The sequence below is a fragment of the Mycoplasma sp. 06067-C1-B144P-99-0482-3 genome (genome assembly GCF_051053925.1).
Classification (GTDB): domain Bacteria; phylum Bacillota_I; class Bacilli_A; order Mycoplasmatales; family Mycoplasmataceae; genus Mycoplasma; species Mycoplasma leachii.
Window position 1 is genome coordinate 79,500 of sequence record NZ_CP144017.1, and the last position, 21,093, is coordinate 100,592.

Genomic DNA, 21,093 nt, shown 5'->3' on the forward strand with positions numbered 1-21,093 from the left:
TAATTTAAGATGGGGTTAACACTATCTAAATTTTTCTGGGATTTGTCATTTTCTGTAATAATTTCCATAGTTTCAATTAAAATGACTTCATTTAGTTACATTATTAACATTTCAATTAGAAATATCTTGATTAAAAGCATCTGCTCCATAAAACATATGCTCCATATTAGTTACATTTGAAGTATTTCAGTTTGAAATGTCTTGATTAAATTTATCTGCATAAATAAACATATAACGCATATTTTTTACATTTGATGTGTCTCATTTATCAAGATTTTTTACACTGCTAGATTTAAGCTGTGAAAATGCACCACTTAAATTGGTTATAAATGGTGGTAGATAAGCAGGGACTTCAGTTGTTCATTTATTAAAAGTTGGAATTTGAACTGTACCATCATCAAGAGTTATTCAACCTATTTCAATAACTTTTGTACCATCATATTTGTGGAGTTGTCTTTTTCATGGAGCTTTAGTATTAAATGTAACTATAACTTTTCCTTGATATTTGTTAGATGGTTTTCACTGGCTATTTGTTTCTGGGTATATTTCAACTTGTTGACCTCTTTGTAGTGATCTTCATGCTATATCAGAGCTAGTTAAATTAATTCCAGGATTTTTTTCATTAATTGCTTTTAAGATAGAATTAAAGTTTTTTTCTTTTATATAACCTAAATCTGTGTTTTTAATAATATCTTGAAGTTTAGTTTTAATGGTGAAGTTAACTATAACTTGTCCTTGGTATTTGTTAGATGGTTTTCACTGGCTATTTGTTTCTGGGTATATTTCAACTTGTTGACCTCTTTGTAGTAATCTTCATGCTATATCAGAGCTAGTTAAATTAATTCCAGGATTTTTTTCATTAATTGCTTTTAAGATAGAATTAAAGTTTTTTTCTTTTATATAACCTAAATCTGTGTTTTTAATAATATCTTGAAGTTTAGTTTTAATGGTGAAGTTAACTATAACTTCTCCTTGATATTTGTTAGATGGTTTTCACTGGCTATTTGTTTCTGGGTATATTTCAACTTGTTGACCTCTTTGTAGTGATCTTCATGCTATATCAGAGCTAGTTAAATTAATTCCAGGATTTTTTTCATTAATTGCTTTTAAGATAGAATTAAAGTTTTTTTCTTTTATATAACCTAAATCTGTGTTTTTAATAATATCTTGAAGTTTAGTTTTAATGGTGAAGTTAACTATAACTTGTCCTTGATATTTATTTTCTGAACCATTTGACTTAGGTGTTATAGTTGCAGAAGTATTAGTTATATTATTAAGTTTTATATGATTTTCATTCATTGATCAATCATTTTTAGAATTGATTAGGTCAAGTAAGGTTCTTGATGTATTGTCTTTTATATAACCTAAATTTGTATTTCTAATAATGTTTTGAAGTTTTGTTTTAATGGTGAAATTAACCGTAACTTCACCTTGGTAGTTATTGTTTGGTTTTGCTTTAACAATTGCACTAGTTGGGGTTACATCAATAATATCAACTTGGTCTAAGGTTAACTCAATGCCATTTGCTTTATTTATAGCATTAAGAATTGAATTTTTATCTTTATCTAGTAAAGCACCTAAACTAGTTGAATTAATTGTTGAAGCAATTGTAGGTCTAATGTTAAATGTAACTTCAACTTGTCCTTGGTATTTAGAACTACTATCTTTTGCTTTGATAATTGCTTTGTTTTCATCAGTTTTTATTTCAACTTCAACATCAGTATTAGTTAATTCTAAACCTTGGTTAAGTTCATTAACCTTAGTGATGATTTGTTGTTCATCTGGATTATCAAACTTGTCTAAATGAAGTTTTGTTATAACTGTATTTAGTTTTGTTTTAATTGTAAATGTAACTTCAACTTGACCTTGGTATTTATCATTCTGATTTTTAACAGTGATAGTTGCTTTGTTATGTTGGACATTAATATCAACATCTTTTTGTTCTAAATTAACACTATTGTTTAATTTTTTAAATGTTTCAAAGATTGATTGTTCATTTTTGTCTAGTAAAGCACCTAGATTTAGTTGTTTTGCTACATCACCAAGCTTAGTTTTAATTGTAAAGTTAACTGTAACTTCACCTTGGTAGTTATTGTTTGGTTTTGCTTTAACAATTGCACTAGTTGGGGTTACATCAATAATATCAACTTGGTCTAAGGTTAACTCAATGCCATTTGCTTTATTTATAGCATTAAGAATTGAATTTTTATCTTTATCTAGTAAAGCACCTAAACTAGTTGAATTAATTGTTGAAGCAATTGTAGGTCTAATGTTAAATGTAACTTCAACTTGTCCTTGGTATTTAGAACTACTATCTTTTGCTTTGATAATTGCTTTGTTTTCATCAGTTTTTATTTCAACTTCAACATCAGTATTAGTTAATTCTAAACCTTGGTTAAGTTCATTAACCTTAGTGATGATTTGTTGTTCATCTGGATTATCAAACTTGTCTAAATGAAGTTTTGTTATAACTGTATTTAGTTTTGTTTTAACTGTAAAGTTAACTGTAACTTCACCTTGGTAGTTATTGTTTGGTTTTGCTTTAACAATTGCACTAGTTGGGGTTACATCAATAATATCAACTTGGTCTAAGGTTAACTCAATGCCATTTGCTTTATTTATAGCATTAAGAATTGAATTTTTATCTTTATCTAGTAAAGCACCTAAACTAGTTGAATTAATTGTTGAAGCAATTGTAGGTCTAATGTTAAATGTAACTTCAACTTGTCCTTGGTATTTAGAACTACTATCTTTTGCTTTGATAATTGCTTTGTTTTCATCAGTTTTTATTTCAACTTCAACATCAGTATTAGTTAATTCTAAACCTTGGTTAAGTTCATTAACCTTAGTGATGATTTGTTGTTCATCTGGATTATCAAACTTGTCTAAATGAAGTTTTGTTATAACTGTATCAAGTTTTGTTTTAACTGTAAAGTTAACTGTAACTTCACCGTTATATTTGCTGTTTTTAATAGGAATAATTCTTGCATATTCTTTTGTTTTAAAAGTTTCATCAACTCTAATTTGACCTTTAACTTGTTCAAATTTATTTTCAAGTATTGAAATAATTGTTTTGTCTTGATTATCATTTATAGCACCTAAATCAAAGTCGTTAATAAACTTAACTAAATGTCTTGAAGCGTATTCTAATCGTTTTTCTTTTTCAAGTTTAAGTTGTTTTTCATACTCTTTTGCTTGTTTTAAAAACTCTTCACGTTGTTTTCTTTGTTGGGGAGTTAATCACTTTTCAAGTTCTCTATAGTATTGTTCTTCATAACCTTTTCTTAGTACAGGAACTGATTTTTGATGATTATAATAATATAAAAATCAACCAAATCCTGCACCAGCTCAAAGTGAAGCTAACATAATATAAGAAATTGCTTTTTTGTTTAGTTTCTTGTTTGGTGTAGATTTTGATTTTTGCTTTATTTTAGAATTATTTTCAATTTCTTGGTTAGTTTTAGATTTTTTATCCACTTTTCCTTTCTCCTTTCAATTTTATAAAAAATAAGTTTGGTTTTCTATTTATTAAATTAATAATTAAATTAATTAATTAAACTTTTTTCTAGTTTTGTTTAAGGTATATCAAGGTATATACCTAGATATACCTAAATATAGTTATTCAGTTATGATTTCTTTTTAAAACTAGATAATAAATTTATTTTTCTTCTCTCAACTTTAAAAAAGATAAATAATAAGAAAAATATTGTTAGATTTATAGCTGAAATTGTAAAAAAGATAATATAATTCAATAATCTATCAAGTTATTTAAATAAATTAGTGTCATATTATGTCACTCTTTAGAATAAAATAAATAATCATTTATATTTTTATTTATACTAATCACCAGGAACATTTTCTAAAAGTTGTTTTAAAAAGTTAGCATACATTTGAGAACGGTTAGGTTTCATACCAAATCTTTTTTCATATTGAATTTCTAAATCAACTACCTTTTTAGGAATAGTTATACAAACTCTTCTTGTAGATGATTGTTTGTAACTTAGACCATGATTTGAATATTGTTCACTAAATAAATTTTTAGACATTATAATGCTTTCCTTTCTTTTAATTCACTAACTAAATCTATAAATAATTGTTTAGTTGTTGGTGATTCAAACATTCATTTTTGTTCAGGTAGTATTGATTTTGAAATATTTGCTTGATTTGGTATTACAGTTTTTAATAAGTATTGTGGGACTTTTCTTTTTAAAAGTTCTAGTGTTTCTAGTGGTTGTTTTGTTGGTTGAAATCTATTTAAAATAACTGCTTTTATGTTATTATCAAGTCCACTTTCAGATAAAGTAGAATGTCAATCTTCAACAAATTCAGTCAATATGCTTGCTGAGTTTAATGAAGTATCTGTTATAAAAATAACTGAATCTGCATTTTTATAAGATAGAGTTGTTGAATTTGTTAATGCTGAATGTAAATCAAAGAATATATAATCAAAATCATCAAAATATTGATTTTCAAATTTTCTAAAACTTGCATCCATAGTCATAAAGGGTAATAATGGTTCAACTTTTGAATCTCCCGGAATTATTCAAATGTTTTCTACATTTGTAGGAATAATATCTACTGTTTCATTTTTGTTAAAAATTTTGAATGATTCTTCTTGTTTTGAATTAGTGAAAAAATTTGTTAATGATCGTTGTCTATCAAAATCAATAAGTAATACTTTTTTACCTTGACTTGCTAAATAAACTGCCAAATTTGAAGTGATAAGAGTTTTACCAACACCACCTTTGTTGTTGTGAATTAATATTTTTTTATATTTTTTCATATGTTAGCCCTTTCTAGTTATTAAGTTATGTAAGGTATATCAAGGTGTATACCTAGATATACTTTTTTAAGAGTTTATATATTCAATTAAGAATTCTTCTTTTCATTTTCTTAAAAGTTCAGTTTCATTTTCTTTTAAATATTGTTCATAAGTAAATAAATTATTATTAATAGCAAATTGATTTAAATCTTTATTATTAGCAATCTTCTTTAGTAAGCAAATACATTTTTTTATTTTGATTAGTTTTTCTAATTCAAATTTATATGAAGAAAAAATAATTTTATCAAGTAAAAAATCACATATGTTTTCATCAAAACTTCTTGATTTATATAAAATGTATTTAATTAATTTAATAATTTCCAAATGTTGATTTATATCGGATTTAAATAACCTATTATTTAACTTGACACATATTTTCTTTACTAAATTATCATCTAAACTAGTATCTTTAGATAAAACTTTTTTTAACTCATCAACAGTAAATTTATTTATATTCATTTATTAGATATTTGTTATTAATAACTATTTAACTTTTGATGAGTTTTTATTAATTCCACAAACATTAGTCTTATTAATTTCAATAATATTTCAATCTTTATATAATTCTTTTATAAAAGGTTCATCATTATAGCTAATAACTATTTTAGTTTGAATTTTTAGTTCAGATAATAAGTTATATAAATCAATGTGATCTTGAATAGTAAAACTATTTTTATACATTCCTGTCTTATTAAAATAAGGTGGATCAGCATATAATTTAGTGACTTTATTTTTATTATTAATAATATTTTCTAATAATTGTTTGTAATCAAAATGAGTAATATTAATAGTTTGTAAAATTTTGTTATACTGATTTAGCTTATCAACTCAACCATTATCAAATCTTTTAATAAAATAATCTAATCTTTTTTTAGTATAGTTTTTTAAATTACCCTCAAAGCTCAAAATATTTTTTAAAGCATAAGTTAAATTTAAAGGTAGAACATTATCATAATCATTAATAATAGTTTGACAGTTAAATAAATGTCTAGCATTAACTCCAACAATTCCACTACCAGCAAACAAATCTAAAAATATATCAAATGAATTTGAATCTAAAACACTAAAAATATTTTTTAACATCCTATATTTAGAACCATAATAACTAATAATTGGTTTTATCTTTTTCATTTATTTATAATTTGTTTAAATTGTGATTTAACCTAATTTTAGTTCATCAATAAATTGCTTTATAATGTGATTTTTATGTGCTTTTTTAACTTCATCATCACTATATTTATCAGAAAAACCATTTACATAGTCATTAATAACCACATATTCAGCAGTAGAATTTCGTCAAGGTTCAACTAAATTAATATAATAACTATCTAAACCATTCTCTTTTAATGAAGTGTCAATAAGCTCTTCTAAAGAACTATCTGATATAATTTCTTCTTCTTCTAAAAACTCATCAAAATTATCTAATGAAAAGTAATTAGCAACTTCATCAACTTTTTCATAATCCAATTTATCAAAAAACTCATTAATATCTTCTAATTTAGATAGTGAGAAAAGATTATCTGACATTAGTTTGTTATAAATTTTTTTGTTTATTTCATCATCTAAATTTGACATATTTTCAACAAGATTTAAGATTTGCTCTACTATAGCTTGTCTGTCTTCTTCATCTGAGTTTTTGATTTTTCAATTAATTACTTCATAAACTCCTTCATCAGAAACATTCTCAGCATATTGAGTTATTCATCATAAATCTTTATCTTCTATAAATTTCATATTGTTTTCTCCCTTATTATGAATTTTTACTATACTGATTGTTATAAAGTGATTACTAATTTTTCTAAAACATCTGATGATTTTTTTGTATAGTTTTTTAAATTGCCTTCAAAACTTAAAATATTTTTTAAAGCATAAGTTAAATTTAAAAGTAAAACATTATCATAATCATTAATAATTACTTTACAATTAAAGATTTCTTTAGCATTAACTCCAACAATACCACTACCACCAAATAAGTCTAAAAGGATATCGTTTTCTTGTAGTTCCAACAAACTAAAAATTTTATCTAATAGTCTGAATTTAGAACCATAATAACTAATTACTGGACTTACTTTTTTAAGGTTTTGTTTTGATATCATTTTGTTAGCCCTTTCTATTGTATTGGGTTTAAATTAAGTCAATAAACAAAAAAACAACCAGGTTTTAAGTGGTTGTTATAAGTAAGACAAAAAGGCATTACTTATAAATAATGCTTTTTAATATATTATCAGTTGGGTTGTAGTACTTAAAAATATAAATATATTAATATAATATCATAAAAATTAAATTAAGTCAAGAGATAAATAACAAAGAGTTTAGATTTAATAAGATGTTTTAAAATAAATTAAAGTCTTCACAGACAAAAAGGTCGGAAATCCGACTAAATTGTTAGTAAAAAAAGAACCTTAAAGGTTCTTAAATTAAACTTTTATTTCAATGTTTTGTTGTTCTAAATCACTTATATTGGCAATGTTTTGAAGTTTTTCTTTAACTGTAAAGTTAACTGTAACTTGACCTTGGTATTTATCATTTTTTGATTTAACAGTAATAGTTGCTGTGTTTTGATGAACATTAATATCAACATCATTTTGTTCTAAGTTAACATTTCTGTTTAAGTTTTTAAATGCTTCAAAGATTGATTTTTCATCTTTGTTAAATAAAGCACCTAGATTTAGTTGTTTTGCTTCTTGTTCAAGTTGTTTTTTAATTCCAATGTTTTGTTTTTCTAAATCACTTATATTGGTTTTAAAAAATATTTTTTCTATACCACCATTAATGAATAAGAAATTACCTACTTCTTGAGTTCTGATATTAGTCATTTCATTTTCAGTAAACCCATTAAATTTAGAATATAAAGTATCTAAATCTTTTAAATCTTGGGGCATAAGTTTTCCAATAAATGAGAATTGAGTGTTATTAATGATATCTCTTGCGTCTTTAATTGCTCCTGGTTTAACAAAGTCAGAAATATTTTGAGTTGCTAGAATAAATGAACCATTTCTTTTTCTAATACGTCTTGCAAATGTAGACATCATATTTAAAGCATAAGTGTTGTCACTGCTTATAAATGTGTGTGCTTCATCAACTATGATTTGAATTGGTTGACGTATTGTTAAGTCGTTATTTCATATGATGTTATCTACAATTTTAACTAATAGTGATAGCTGTGCTGCTTTAATTCTAGTATTTTGTCCACCAGAACCAAAATCAGCAAAGTCAAATAAAATTAAATCATTAGTTAAATCTATATTAGTATAACCATTTCATAAGTTAGCATATTTACCATTCCCAACAAAGTTATTAATAATATATTCTAATCTAATTAATCTTGATTGTGCTTTTGAAACTTCATCTAAAACATATGGTTTTAAATCATCAAATGTTGGGAAATCTTGACTTGTTCAATCTTTAATTGGTTTATTGTAAAATTTAGAGTTTTTGTAGCAATTTTGAATTGAAATTAAGAATGCTTCTAAAACTATTTCTTCTAAGTTAGAAAATAGATTTGAAAATCACTCTTCTAATACTTGTAAGTGATTTGAAATAATAGAGTTAATATTTAAATTATCATTTTCAACATTCTTAAATATCTCTAATGGGTTAATTTTAGTTTTATTACCTAATGCAACATTAATTATTTGACCATTTCATTTTTTTATTAATGGTAAAAATTCTGTTCTTTCTGGGTCAAAAATGATTGTTTTAATACCAGCAACACAATTAAAGTTAACTAGTTTTTTCATAGTTACACTTTTACCAGAACCACTAGCACCAATTACAGTAGCATTACAATTTAAGACATTACTTTTTCTTTTGAAAAAATCAATGATAAACGGTGAGTAATTCAAAGTATCACCAAAATAAATTCCACTAATATCTGTTCAATTGTTATCTACAAATGGAAAACTATTTGCTAATGCTCATGAGCTTATTTCTTGTTTTAAAACTATATTTTTATTTGAAGCTAAACCAAGTGGAAAAGAGTTTATAAAGGTTTCAAATTGTTTAAATGATTGATTAGATAAAACAAAGTCATTATTTGAAAGTTCTAATTTTATATTGTTTTCATTTTCTTTTAAATCCGATAAACTATCACCAAAGCTAATGAATGTAGTAGATATTAAAAATAATTTTTCATTACCTAATTTTAGATTCGCTGCTAATTCTTGAATTGAATCAATGTTTGCTTCTTCTGTAATAACATCAGTTAATTTTACTTGCTTATTAAGTTTTTGATTAACTCTTGCTTTTATATTAGCATTATTAACCATTCTATTAATTTGCTGTTGTTTAAGTGGAGAAATTCTAGATACAACTGTTCCACGTTCTGTTGAAATATCAAAAAATCAACTTATATCAGGAGATGAAGCATATTCTTTTAATGTTTTACAAGAAATATAAGTCTCATATTCGTTATTTGCAAAAATCATATAATTATTTTTAATTTTTAAGTTATCATAACTTAATAAATAATCTATATTATCTATATGTTCTTTTATATCTTGTTGGGTAAAATCATCCTTATCAAAGTCAAAATACATATCTTTTAGTAAGTTAATAAATTCAAAGTTTTCTAATTGTTTATATGTCAATTCAATTTTGCTAAAAAAGATTTTTAAATTTTTAATTGCATTTTGTAAACTTTGATTGTCTTTACTTGAAAAAACTAAATAAAATTTAGAATTATATTCAAGTTCTTTTTCTTTAATTTGATTTATGTAATCATCTAATTGTTTAATTTTTTCAGCATTTTTAGTACCTTGTTGGTGTTGAGTTAATCATTGTTCATATTTATCTAATTGTAATTGCTTATCAATTTTAATTTGATAAACTTCAACATCTAAACTCTTTAGAAATTGCTCATATAATTTTATTTTAAGTTCAACATCTTTGTCTTCTAAAATTGATAAATCAATACCATTTACTTCAAATGCTACATTTTTGGTATTTTGTTTACTTATCAAAAAATCAACTTCAATTTTTTTAATTGGTAATTCATTTGCAATTTCTTCTTTTGATTCATATATATTTTTAGAAATAAATTTTAATATAACACTAGGAAGAATTTTTCAAATCATCCCAATTGGTGTTGGTATTAAACCTATTGCAAAAACAATAAGTATACCTAGCATTGCAACAATTTTAATAAAGACATTGTTTGAAACAGAAACACCCACTATTAAAGATAATATAACTGCTAAAAACATATAACCCAAGTCTATTATATTAAAACCATATATTTTAAATTTTGCTTGTCCAAAAGCTTTTGTTATTAAAGGCTGTTTCATTTTATTTTTCTTTTCTATATAGTGATGTAGGGTATATAAAGGTGTATACCTAGATATACCTTATTTTCTTTTGATTGATTTTCTTTAGTGTGTTTTTCAAGTCTTTTCTCATTTCTTCTTGTTTTGATTTATACGTTTTTTTTGCATTCTTATTTTGGTTTTTTCATTTACTTTTGCTGTTGCTCGTCTGTTATATTTAGCATTGAAAGTATTTTTAATTATTGAAGCTGCTAGTCCAATAGGAGTGTAAGACAAGACTTTGGCTATTGGATTTGAAGTGTTTGAATGACCATCTGAAATCTCAGAAGACAAAGTAGCATTAAATGTAAATAAATCTCTAATATAATTAGAAAAACTAAAAATTAAACGAGTTAGTCCAAGTATTAGACCTAATTGTAAAATTAAAATAAGTGTTGAATTTAAATTACCACTATAAGCAAGAACATTTTCAATTTTCATAATATATTCTAATAATCTTTCAAAAAGAAAATAAGAAAAATAACCACCAATTACACCAAATACAATCTTTTCAAATTCATTTTTTCAGTTTGCTAGTTTCTCACCATTATCTCTAATTTGCATAATTGCTGGTATAGGAGAAATTAATGCTAGAGCAAACATTTTTTCTAATTTAACTCCCATATTTGAGATGATTTTATACAAAGAAAAAACACACGCTCAAGTAGCAATTATTGATAATAATGGAGACCAATCACCACCATACAATCAATGATAAGGTGCTGAAAAACTATTTTCATTAAATTGTTTTAGGAATATTGATTTTAAATAACTATTCCTAAAACCAAAATAATATAATTGTCCTGTTAAAGATGTTTCTTGATTATTTTTAAATATAAGATTTATTAAATAACCAACACCACGAAATAAAAATGTTATTCCAACTAATAAAAGTGGTATTACAAGTAAAGCAAAAGTTGCTTTTCAAAAACCTTTGATAGAATTTATAAAGTTTGTTTTTAAGCTCTCTCCACCTTTAAAATAACCTTTTATAAGTTGAATGAAGAAAACTGCTAAACCTACAATTGCTGCAAAACCAAGAAAATAAAGAAATTCCTTAGGAACAGGTATAGTATTTCAATTTAATTCTCTAAATCCTGACTTACCAAATAGTAAGAGTGCACCTAAATCAAATATTAAAAAGTTTAAAACTTTTTCAATACCATTAAATATATGCAGTATAGACCCAATAAAAAGTCATCAAAAACCATCTGAAATTGCACCCTTTATATCTATAAACATTTAATCAACTCCTTTCTAGTTATTAAGTGATGTAGGGTATATAAAGGTGTATAAGTTGATATATCTTTTAGCTAGTTGTTTTGCTAAATTTAAGTCAATATTATTTTTTTCAATTTGTATTAGAAACATTGATACGTTGGCTTTATTTTCAGACATTAGAAGTATTTCAGTTTGATAAATCTTGGTTGAAAGATTTTGCACCATAGAACATTGCACTCATATCAGTAACATTTGAAGTATCTCAGTTACCAATGGGTTGGTCAAATGAAGTTGCACCTTTAAACATATAACGCATATTTTTTACATTTGATGTATCTCAGTCTTGAATTCCCTCAATAAATTCATTTTCATTATCTTTAAATGCAGTCTTTAAGTTTGTGATTTCTTTAGGTAAAACACTAGGAACTTTTTTTGTAGTTTGTAAAAATTGTTTAATTTGAATTTCATCATTAATTTTTGTAATTAATTGATTTTTATCTAGTATTAAATCTTTAGATAAATTTGAAATATGTTCTATTAATAAAACTTTCAATTTAATATTCCTTTCTATTTTTTTATTTATTTTTTACTTTTGAAACAGTTAGACTATATCTTAGGTATATTTTCTTTTCATTTCATAATATTTTCTGTTGTCATAAAGATAATCAAATATAATGGTGATGAAGCAACATACACCAGTTAAAATTAAGAAAACTAAAGATTCTTTAAAAATAGAAATTGTTCCAAAAACTATAGTCAAAAGTTCAAAAATAAAAAATAATCAATTATAAATTTTTGAAAGTAAAAAATCTTTTTCCATAAATATCCTTTCTATAGGTATATCAAAGTGTATAACTTGATATCTTGAAATATTTTTTTATTTATTAAGTTGTGACTTTTTTATTCTAGTTCTAATAATTTTTTGTCTACTTTGTCTAAAGTAATTTCTTTATGATCAAAATCTAAAATTTCATCTTTTTTATCTGCCATATGATTTGCAAGTTCAACTAATACATCAGCTAAAATAATACTTTCTGCATATGCTTTTTCATAAACTTTTAATTTATTTTCTTTTTTATCAATATAAATTCAGTCTTCAAAATCACCTAAATTATGATTTTTTAAAAAATCTAATAACTTAGTAGAACTAAAATCACTTACATGTTTAAATCGGTATATTTGTTCTAAATTTTCTTCAATAATGTCTTTATCTCTTAATTCTTGAATGATAGAATCAAATAAATCATATTTATCATCTTCTAGTTTTTTTTGAATTATTTGTGGATAAGATAAAATAGTTTTTATTTCTTTCATAATTAAATCCCTTCTATAGGTATATCAAGGTGTATAACTTGATATACCTTTATTTGTTAAATTGGGGTTGGTGTTTTGGTTTTCAGTTAGGGTTAACAAAACCTATATTTTGGTTATGTTTATTTATTACTTTTGAAGTGTTTCATTTTGATAAATCTTGATTGAATGAAACAGCATCATCAAACATATGCTCCATATTAGTTACATTTGATGTGTTTCAACTACCAATGGGTTGGTTAAAACTTTCTGCTCTATCAAACATATATTCCATATTAGTTACATTTGATGTGTTTCACATTGAAATGTCTTGATTAAATGACTCAGCTCCAGCAAACATATCTTCCATTTCAACAACATTTTTAACGTTTCATTTATTCAATGGTTGATTAAAGTTTTTAGCCTTATAAAACATTGCAGCCATATCAGTAACATTTGAAGTATCTCAGTTACCAATGGGTTGGTTAAATGATTCAGCAAAGCAAAACATTCCGCTCATATCCTTTACATTAGAAGTATTTCAGTTACTTATAGGTTTATTAAAACTTTTAGATCCTTTAAACACACTTTCCATATTCTTAACATTTGAAACATCTCAATTAGAAAGATCTTTGTTAAATTTTTTAGCATTATAAAACATTCCGCTCATATCTACAACATTTGATGTATCTCAATTTGAAATGTCTTGATTAAATTTTTTTGTAAAGGCAAACATATTTGTCATATCAATAACATTTGATGTATCTCAGTTACCAATGGGTTGGTTGAAGTTTTTTGCTCCATAAAACATATACTCCATATTAGTTACATTTGATGTGTTTCAATTGTTTAGTGGTTGGCTAAATGTTTTTGCACCTTTGAACATACCTGACACATCAGTAATGTTTGATGTATTTCATTTATCAAGGTTAGTTACAATTTTGCTTTTAAGTCCATCAAATGCTTCTTTTAAACTTGTGATTTCAGATGTTAATTCTTTTGGAACTTCAGTTGTGGATGGTCTAAATGGTTTAATTTGAACTGTACCATCATTAAGAGTTTTTCAACCTATTTTGACAACTTTAGTTGGATTATCTATTGCATAAATGTGTCGTGTTGTGTTTCTGATATTGGTGGTGAAATATGTTTAGGTTCTATAACTATTGGGTTCAGTTTAATGGTTGCAAGATGATTTAGTTGAATTGGTAAATTAATTGAATTGGATGTAAGTGATATTAAACATTCAACTAAATCAAAGCTTTTATATGTATATTCTTTAAGATGTTCTTTTGCATATTCAGCAGCTATATTAACTAATTTTTCATCAAATTTGTTTTCTTTTAAATCTAAAGGGTTTTTTAAATTAAATTTGTGTAGTTTTTGTTTATTATTAGAGTATTTACCAATAATTGTAAGTTGTTCTAATTTTATATCTACTTCATTTATATTTTGGTCAGTATAACCAAACGTATCTTTTAAATATTTTTGAATACTTTCTAAACTTAGATTATTTTTTACATTAATTGATATTTTTTCATATTTAGGTTTACCTAATTCTAGTTCTAAACTAAACAAATCTTTTTTTGAATTCACATCAACCTTTAGTTTTAGTTGTTCATTAGCAAATCTGAATAGGTTTTTGGATTGTGTTAAATCATTTAGAATTATTTTTAAATCAAACTCTAAACTTTCTAAAAATAATTGAAAACTTTTGATAATAGTTTCATAAGTTTTATTTAAATTAATTTTGTTTTTATAATAATTATTTCAGATGGTCACAATAGAAGTTTTTAATTCATCACCAGATAATTCTTTGTGGTTAGGGGAACTTCAAGAAGTAGGTTTTCAAACATTACAAGATATAATTAAGGTAGTTAATGGTACTGATAAAGTTATTGTGGAAAGTAATATTAATAATTTTTTCAATAGTTATATTTCCTTTCTAGTTATTAAGTGATGTAAGGTATATCAAGGTGTATACCTAGATATACTTATTTAAAAAAGCATATAAGATAAAAACCTATATGCCTTGTTTGTGTTTACCAATTATGATTCAGCTTCTGCTAGTTTTTGAAATATTGAAACTAAATATTGATTGAAAGCAATATTTGCAACCACATACACAAAAATCATTAGTACTAAAACTCCAATCATTATAAATAATGCTTTTGAAAAGTTTGCTAAATCTGTATCTTTACCACTTGATTTTTTAACAAGTCATATTATATAAGTAATTAAAATTGAAAGTTGTGCTACACCAATAATTATTGTTAATGCAATATTTGCAATAACAAAGGTAAACAGTTGTATAGCACTGGTAAATTGGGTTCCAGGTTCAATTGTATTATCTTCAATTTGTTCTTTTAGTTTTAATGTTTGTGGTTCTATTAAAAGTTTATTAATTGAAGTTAAAACTGCATAAACTATAACTAAAAGTAGAATTGAACCTGCTAAATGAGTTCAATTTTGCAATAAAACACTCTTTTGAATTTTGGGATTAAAAATTCTTCCTATGTAAAAATACAAAGTGGGAATAATTATAGCAAGAAATAAAATACCCGCTATTGTTGGATAAACTATATTTAAGATAGTTTGCATTTGTTTATTAAAAACATCTGCTAATTTCAATGGTGTTTTTAAATCATTAATCGAACCACCAACTGCATTAAAATTTAATTGTATGTTATTAATGTTCAATTTTTATTTTCCTTTCTAGGTATATCAAGGTGTATAACTTGATATACCTTTATTTGTTAAATTGGGGTTGGTGTTCTGGTTTTCAGTTGGGGTTAGAAGCACCAATATTTTGTCCAAATGCATTTACATTAGATGTATCTCATTTAGATAAAACTTGGTTAAATGAAGTAGCATTATAAAACATAAAACTCATATATTTAACTTTAGAAGTATTTCACATTAAAATATCTTGGTTAAAATTTTCTGCTCCATAAAACATATAACTCATATCAGTTACATTAGAGACGTGTCACATTGAAATATCTTGGTTAAAACTATAAGCACTAGAAAACATACCTGCCATATTTGTTACATTTGAAGTATCTCAGTTACCAATGGGTTGATTGAAGTTTTTTGCATTGAAAAACATATTTGACATATTTGTTGCATTAGAAGTATTTCACATTGAAATATCTTGGTTAAAATTTTCTGCTCCATAAAACATAAAGCTCATAAATTTAACGTTAGAAGTATTTCACATTGAAATATCTTGGTTAAATTTAGTAGCATTATTAAAAGTTCAACTCATATTGGTAATGTTTGATGTATCTCAGTATTGAATTCCATCAACAAATTCGTTTTTATTTCCTTTAAAAGCAAAAGATAAGCTTGTAATTTCTTTAGGTAAGTCTTTTGGTACTTTTTTAATGGTTATCGGCATATGTTGGATTTGAATTTCGCCAGCTTCATTTGTGAAATACCCAATTTGTAGACATTCGGTTTCATCAAAATTATAAATAGCTTGTTTAATATTTTCTGACATAAATATCCTTTCTATAGGTATATCAAGGTGTATAACTTGATATACTTTTTTTATTTGTTAGATTTTATTTGATATAAATCTAATGAATTTGGACAGTGATTTTAGATTTGCAATAATTTAATTGCTTCTAAAATGTTTTCTACTAGTTTGTTTACATCATCAGTAGAGTTATCATTGATTAGGCTAAATGCTTTTTTAACTATTTCAGTATTGTCTGGATATTCTAATTCAAAAATTTTCTCTGAACTACCACCTGTGAATTTTATAGGAAGTAAACTCAATCCTTTTTGTTTTGTTAAGTCATATTCTTGCATCATTCCTTCTGCAATATTGTTATTTTTATTTCCAAAAACAAAAACAGCAGTATCACATTTTTCTACCATTTGTTCTCTATTTTTCATATAAAGTTCTTTTATATTTACTTTTGAAATATTATTTTGTGGAAATGACATAATAGTTAAATAATCTGAGATTTGTTTATTATTTTTTAAACAGTATTCAGTTACTCCAGAAAGTAAAAAATCTCCAACTCCTTTACCATTTCCATTAACTATGTGATAGTTATTTTCTGCTAACTTGTATGCTAGTGTATGAAGAAATAATTTGGCATCATTTTCATTTTTAAAACCATCATATTTATCAGCACTACCAGAAATAAAAATTCTTTTAATTGGTTTTTCTAAACATTCGATTTTTTCAGTTTTATAATTTGTTTTTTTATTTGTTTTTGTATTCATAATTAAATCCTTTCTGTTGTTTAAATGTTTTTCTTAGAATTTTATTTTTTGAAAAAATAATAAATGATATAAGTATTAGTAAAACTAAACTAGTAATGGTCAAACCAATTAATCATTTACTCAAATTAGTAGAAATTGAATTACTTAAAATTTTTATGTCAAATTTTGTGCTACCAATTAAAATATTTGAATTTGGGTGAGATTTAATAATGAGTTGTCCTGTAAAACCTGATTTAGTAGAAAATTTTAATTTATTAAATGAATTATCATTTAATTTATAAGACAAACTACTATTATCTAAAATTTCAATTTGATAATCATTTGTGTTATCAAAATTGATTGAAATTTTTGTTTTAAGTTTAGTTTTAATGTCTTTATCAATTAGTTTTTTTAAATGGCTTTTATTGGAAGTTAAATAAGTTGTAAGATTAAATGTAAATTGATTTAAATCAATATAACTCTTACTTGGTTTAAATTGAGATTTACTATATAAATTTCAATAATCAACTATTTTTGTATAATCATAATCAGCAATTATATTTATGTTTTTACTATCTGTATATTCTTTTAAATGTTTAAATTGATAAGTTTGTTTAAAGTCTCTTATAGTATTTGAATTTTTGTAGTTTTGATTACTAATAAAATCAAGATTTATAAAAGAAGAATTAAATAACTTTCTGTTATTAGTTATATAAGTTAATTGATATTCAATGCTTTTTGTTAAGTTTGGGTATCTTCATAAATATAATCCAACAGACAAATCTGTTTTTTTGTTATAAGAAATTCATTTGCTTGTAAAAGCAAAATCTGTTTCAGATAATTTAATATAAGATGTGTCTTTTGGTATTTTTATTGATTTTTCTAAATAAGAATTTAATGACAAAATAGCTGTTTTAGTAATAATTCCAAACTTGCTTTGTTTGTCATTATTTTTTAGTTGAATATCATATGGATCTTGATTAAATGAATTTAATTCAATAGGAGATTGTTTATTAAATTCAAAATAAGTAAGTTGGGGTTCTTTAGTAACTAATTGGTTTTTAACATTACTTTTAATATTAACTTGTTGATTATTAACAAACTGATAGTTAAATGTTTGATTTGTAGAAAATGGGATTATGAAAAATAATAAATTAAAAAATTTAGTAAGCAGCAGCATACCCCCTTTTTGTCTAAGGTATATACCTTGATATACCAATCTATATTAATTAAGTTCTTTTTTAAATGATTTAAATATTTTAAACTTAATTGTTTTGTATTTTGGAATTGTTAAAGGTTCACGAGTTATTGAATTAAATCCTTGACTTTCTGGAACTGTTTTTAGAACAAATTTTCCTAAACCATTGATTTTAAAAACACCATTTTCTGCAATTTGTAATTTTATTGAGTCAACAATTGTGTCATATATTTGGCAAAGCTCAGTGTTGGTGTAATTTGTATCTAAATTGTCTTTAACATTTCTAATGAAGTCTATTTTTTTCATATGTTAGCCCTTTCTGTTGTATTGGGTTTAAATTAAGTCAATAAACAAAAAACAACCAGGTTTTAAGTGGTTGTTATAAGCAAGACAAAAAGGCATTACTTATAAATAATGCTTTTTAATATATTATTGGTTGAGTTGTGGTACTTAAAAATATAAATATATATTAATATATTATCATAGAAATTAAATTATTTCAAGATAAAGATGAAAAAAGAATGAATTATTAAAAACAAAACCTGAAGAAAACAAAAAAAACAAAAGAAAAAACCTATTATATTAATATAAAAATATTAGTATTATTTTTTATATTATTATTCTTATATTATTATTCTTATATTATTATTCTTATATTATTATTCTTATATTATTATTCTTATATTATTATTCTTATATTGGAAATACCAAAAATTTATAGTTAAAAATTTAGTTTTTACTAAAAAAATTAATTCTGAGTAAAACTAAAATTAAAAATTGTTAAATTTATTAGTTTTTTATGTTTTAAAAGTATTAAAATCTAAAAAAATCAAAAGTTGAGTATAGCAAAAAGACCTAAATACAAATAAGAATACATTTTTTGTAAATTAGGTATAAAATATTAATTTTCTAAAATATAAAGAGTAGATTAATCTATAAGTTTTACAGAACTAGGTAAAAACTCTGCAATATCTTTTATTTTTACTTCCAGTTCTCATAAGTCTAGTGTATCTTCTACTAGAATTTTGGTTGTTTCAAGACTATTTGATGGAATTTCAAAAAATTGTTGAATAGCTTTTAATAAAATTTCATCGTTTAAATCTACAATATCATTTTTATGATATGTTTTAATGACTAAATTATCATCATCTGAAGTAGATTTTTGGATATCTTTAATTTGTGTTAATGTTTTATCATTAATTATTTTTTCAGATGTATTAGAAACATTTTCTATTTCTTTTGATTAGAGGTTAAAATGAAAATGCAAAAAAGAACTATTAAAAGCGACATTGTTTTTTATTCAATAATTCTTATTCTTAATTTAATAACTAATTTTATTTATTGAATTACACATGCTTTTAATGTAGTTTATGTTGAAGAGCCAACTAATTTAGATATAATATTAGCTTTAGATTCATCTTCAATTGCTATTTGAGGATTATGAATTTGTACTTTTTATGCTGGTGTATGTTTATATAATGCCTTTATTAGAAAGCAACTATATCAAGCTCAACTATTAGAATTATTCATTATTAGTATGTTAATTTCAACAGGATTAATTTTTATAGGTATATCAATTATTAATAAAACAGCACATATTAGTAATTGATCTGCTTTATTAAGAGTTATTAATGTGCATTTTTTACTACCAATTAGTATGCTATTATATTTAATATTTTTTAGAACTAATATGATTATTTCTAAAAAAAGTAGACTAATAGGTATGTGAAGAATTTTAGCTGTTGGACTATGTTATATTAGTTGAATAACTTATAGAACAGCACCAGAAGTTCAAGTTAATTTAATTGACAAACCTTTTTTATACACATCATTACAACCATCAAATATAGGATGAGCAATTTTTATTAGTTTATCTTTTAGTTCATTTATTTTGTATTTTTTTGTTTATTTATTACTAACTTGAATAAATAATATAATAAATAATAAATATGGAGGTTCAGATGCTAAAACGATTTAAAGAATTTCAAAAACAAAGAAATTTTAAACTTGAACTAATAATTTCATCTTTATTATTATTTTTTGCTATTTCTTGTTTAGCACTTTACTTTATTACTAAATCACTTGGTTTATATCATAAAAAAACATTATCAGCTGATGTAATTTTTTTACAAGATATTACTTTTTTAAGCGAGTGATATGCTGTTTTTGTAATGATTTTTTGTAGTTTAAAAATTTCAAGAATGCTAACAACAAAACAAATTTTTATTTACAAATACACTGAATATAGTTTTACTTCATGATCAATTTTTATTTTCTTATTATATATAGCTGGATTTATAATGGGACAAGCTATTATCAATGATGATAAAGATTTTCCAACTTTATATAGAGCATTAACAATTCATGTAATTATTCCAATAATATGAGTTACTTATTTTAGTTTATTTCCTTTAAATGATCAAAAAACTAAAAAGCAAATATGACTAGGTACTTTACAAACTTTTAGTATTTTGTGCTTTTATGCTTTATGATTGTTATTAAGATTATTACCAGGAATTAACTTAGATGATAAAATTTGAGTAGATAAAATTCCTTATTCTTTTATTTCTCCATATAATATTGGAGTTATTAAATATATATTAGTTAATATAGGTATATTTGGTGTGTTTATAAGTGGATATATATTCACTTACTATTTAAACAAGTTTTTTTATAAAAAAAATAACAACTAATAAGCAAAAATTAGATAAATCAGAAAAAATTATTACAAAATAATTTTAATAAAAGTTTAATAAAAGCTTAACAGATTAAAAAAGTCCGGATTTCGGGATACCGAGCAAAATAAGAATCTATAGATAAAGAAATACTAGAACTTGAGAGACTAATATCTAAAATTAAAGAATTTATTACTCGATTTAATAAATAAAAAAGCTAAATTAACTAAAAATAAAAAAATGATTTACAAATATTTTTTAAGTAATAAATATTGGAAAAAGTTTTAAAAAAAACACTTTACAAACTTTGTCGTGGGTTATTATACAAAATGGTACTATAAGTTATAATTATATTATCAAAGAAATTAG

22 protein-coding genes are annotated in these 21,093 nt (G+C 23.8%); 4 read left to right on the top strand and 18 right to left on the bottom strand.

The window, feature by feature from the left end:
* Positions 1-21: 21 nt before the first annotated feature.
* The 12 genes from V2P32_RS00355 to V2P32_RS00410 all read right to left on the bottom strand — a co-directional run bounded on the left by V2P32_RS00355 (position 22) and on the right by V2P32_RS00410 (position 13,618).
* Complete coding sequence (locus V2P32_RS00355; protein ID WP_434343644.1) at positions 22-3,477, bottom strand: BspA family leucine-rich repeat surface protein; 3,456 nt, start codon at positions 3,475-3,477, stop codon at positions 22-24.
* 362 nt (positions 3,478-3,839) lie between these two features.
* Entirely contained in the window at positions 3,840-4,046 is a 207-nt protein-coding gene (locus V2P32_RS00360; protein WP_041159695.1) for a hypothetical protein, read from the bottom strand.
* Positions 4,046-4,783, bottom strand: coding sequence for a ParA family protein (locus tag V2P32_RS00365; RefSeq protein WP_011387075.1), 738 nt, complete (start codon positions 4,781-4,783; stop codon positions 4,046-4,048). The genes V2P32_RS00360 and V2P32_RS00365 overlap by 1 nt, the downstream gene beginning before the upstream one ends.
* A gap of 66 nt (positions 4,784-4,849) precedes the next feature.
* Positions 4,850-5,281 (bottom strand): hypothetical protein, encoded by a 432-nt coding sequence (locus V2P32_RS00370; protein ID WP_011387074.1) that lies wholly within the window; start codon positions 5,279-5,281, stop codon positions 4,850-4,852.
* A 24-nt stretch (positions 5,282-5,305) separates the two neighbouring features.
* The gene (locus V2P32_RS00375; protein ID WP_434343645.1) at positions 5,306-5,953 is read right to left on the bottom strand and encodes a DNA adenine methylase; all 648 of its coding nucleotides are present in this window, start codon (positions 5,951-5,953) and stop codon (positions 5,306-5,308) included.
* 27 nt (positions 5,954-5,980) lie between these two features.
* On the bottom strand, positions 5,981-6,556 hold the full coding sequence (locus V2P32_RS00380; protein WP_434343646.1) for an Mbov_0392 family ICE element protein: 576 nt from the start codon (positions 6,554-6,556) through the stop codon (positions 5,981-5,983).
* A 41-nt stretch (positions 6,557-6,597) separates the two neighbouring features.
* Complete coding sequence (locus tag V2P32_RS00385; protein ID WP_434343647.1) at positions 6,598-6,918, bottom strand: DNA adenine methylase; 321 nt, start codon at positions 6,916-6,918, stop codon at positions 6,598-6,600.
* 321 nt (positions 6,919-7,239) lie between these two features.
* Positions 7,240-10,107, bottom strand: a complete 2,868-nt coding sequence (locus V2P32_RS00390; protein WP_011387070.1) for an Mbov_0397 family ICE element conjugal transfer ATPase — start codon at positions 10,105-10,107, stop codon at positions 7,240-7,242.
* 84 nt (positions 10,108-10,191) lie between these two features.
* Positions 10,192-11,367 (bottom strand): Mbov_0396 family ICE element transmembrane protein, encoded by a 1,176-nt coding sequence (locus V2P32_RS00395; protein ID WP_434343459.1) that lies wholly within the window; start codon positions 11,365-11,367, stop codon positions 10,192-10,194.
* A 142-nt stretch (positions 11,368-11,509) separates the two neighbouring features.
* Positions 11,510-11,899: a BspA family leucine-rich repeat surface protein gene (locus tag V2P32_RS00400; protein WP_011387068.1), complete on the bottom strand. Its 390-nt coding sequence runs from the start codon at positions 11,897-11,899 to the stop codon at positions 11,510-11,512.
* A 347-nt stretch (positions 11,900-12,246) separates the two neighbouring features.
* Positions 12,247-12,660, bottom strand: a complete 414-nt coding sequence (locus V2P32_RS00405; RefSeq protein WP_011387066.1) for a hypothetical protein — start codon at positions 12,658-12,660, stop codon at positions 12,247-12,249.
* Between the two features lie 49 nt (positions 12,661-12,709).
* Positions 12,710-13,618 (bottom strand): BspA family leucine-rich repeat surface protein, encoded by a 909-nt coding sequence (locus tag V2P32_RS00410; protein WP_434343983.1) that lies wholly within the window; start codon positions 13,616-13,618, stop codon positions 12,710-12,712.
* Here V2P32_RS00410 and V2P32_RS00415 point away from each other — a divergent pair.
* Entirely contained in the window at positions 13,515-13,742 is a 228-nt protein-coding gene (locus V2P32_RS00415; RefSeq protein WP_155104997.1) for a hypothetical protein, read from the top strand. The two genes, V2P32_RS00410 and V2P32_RS00415, sit on opposite strands and share 104 nt — an antisense overlap.
* Here the strand turns inward: V2P32_RS00415 and V2P32_RS00420 are convergent.
* The 6 genes from V2P32_RS00420 to V2P32_RS00445 all read right to left on the bottom strand — a co-directional run bounded on the left by V2P32_RS00420 (position 13,732) and on the right by V2P32_RS00445 (position 18,355).
* The gene (locus V2P32_RS00420; protein ID WP_434343460.1) at positions 13,732-14,562 is read right to left on the bottom strand and encodes a hypothetical protein; all 831 of its coding nucleotides are present in this window, start codon (positions 14,560-14,562) and stop codon (positions 13,732-13,734) included. The genes V2P32_RS00415 and V2P32_RS00420 overlap by 11 nt on opposite strands.
* 120 nt (positions 14,563-14,682) lie before the next feature.
* Positions 14,683-15,333, bottom strand: a complete 651-nt coding sequence (locus V2P32_RS00425; protein ID WP_011387063.1) for a hypothetical protein — start codon at positions 15,331-15,333, stop codon at positions 14,683-14,685.
* 49 nt (positions 15,334-15,382) lie between these two features.
* A complete protein-coding gene (locus V2P32_RS00430; protein ID WP_434343648.1) occupies positions 15,383-16,135 on the bottom strand; it encodes a BspA family leucine-rich repeat surface protein in 753 nt (250 codons plus the stop codon).
* A gap of 101 nt (positions 16,136-16,236) precedes the next feature.
* Positions 16,237-16,872 carry a hypothetical protein gene (locus V2P32_RS00435; protein WP_434343462.1) on the bottom strand — a complete coding sequence of 212 codons (636 nt, stop codon included), beginning with the start codon at positions 16,870-16,872 and terminating at the stop codon, positions 16,237-16,239.
* Positions 16,853-18,031, bottom strand: a complete 1,179-nt coding sequence (locus V2P32_RS00440) for a hypothetical protein (RefSeq protein ID WP_434343649.1) — start codon at positions 18,029-18,031, stop codon at positions 16,853-16,855. The genes V2P32_RS00435 and V2P32_RS00440 overlap by 20 nt, the downstream gene beginning before the upstream one ends.
* Positions 18,032-18,076: 45 nt before the next feature.
* Positions 18,077-18,355 carry an HU family DNA-binding protein gene (locus V2P32_RS00445; RefSeq protein ID WP_434343464.1) on the bottom strand — a complete coding sequence of 93 codons (279 nt, stop codon included), beginning with the start codon at positions 18,353-18,355 and terminating at the stop codon, positions 18,077-18,079.
* Positions 18,356-19,074: 719 nt separating this feature from the next.
* Here V2P32_RS00445 and V2P32_RS00450 point away from each other — a divergent pair.
* From V2P32_RS00450 to V2P32_RS00460, 3 genes are read left to right on the top strand one after another with little or no spacing between them, the layout of a single operon-like run.
* A complete protein-coding gene (locus V2P32_RS00450) occupies positions 19,075-19,296 on the top strand; it encodes a hypothetical protein (RefSeq protein WP_434343650.1) in 222 nt (73 codons plus the stop codon).
* A gap of 14 nt (positions 19,297-19,310) precedes the next feature.
* Positions 19,311-20,027 (top strand): hypothetical protein, encoded by a 717-nt coding sequence (locus V2P32_RS00455; protein WP_196242519.1) that lies wholly within the window; start codon positions 19,311-19,313, stop codon positions 20,025-20,027.
* Entirely contained in the window at positions 20,011-20,742 is a 732-nt protein-coding gene (locus V2P32_RS00460) for a lipoprotein (protein WP_434343651.1), read from the top strand. The genes V2P32_RS00455 and V2P32_RS00460 overlap by 17 nt, the downstream gene beginning before the upstream one ends.
* Positions 20,743-21,093 lie beyond the last annotated feature (351 nt).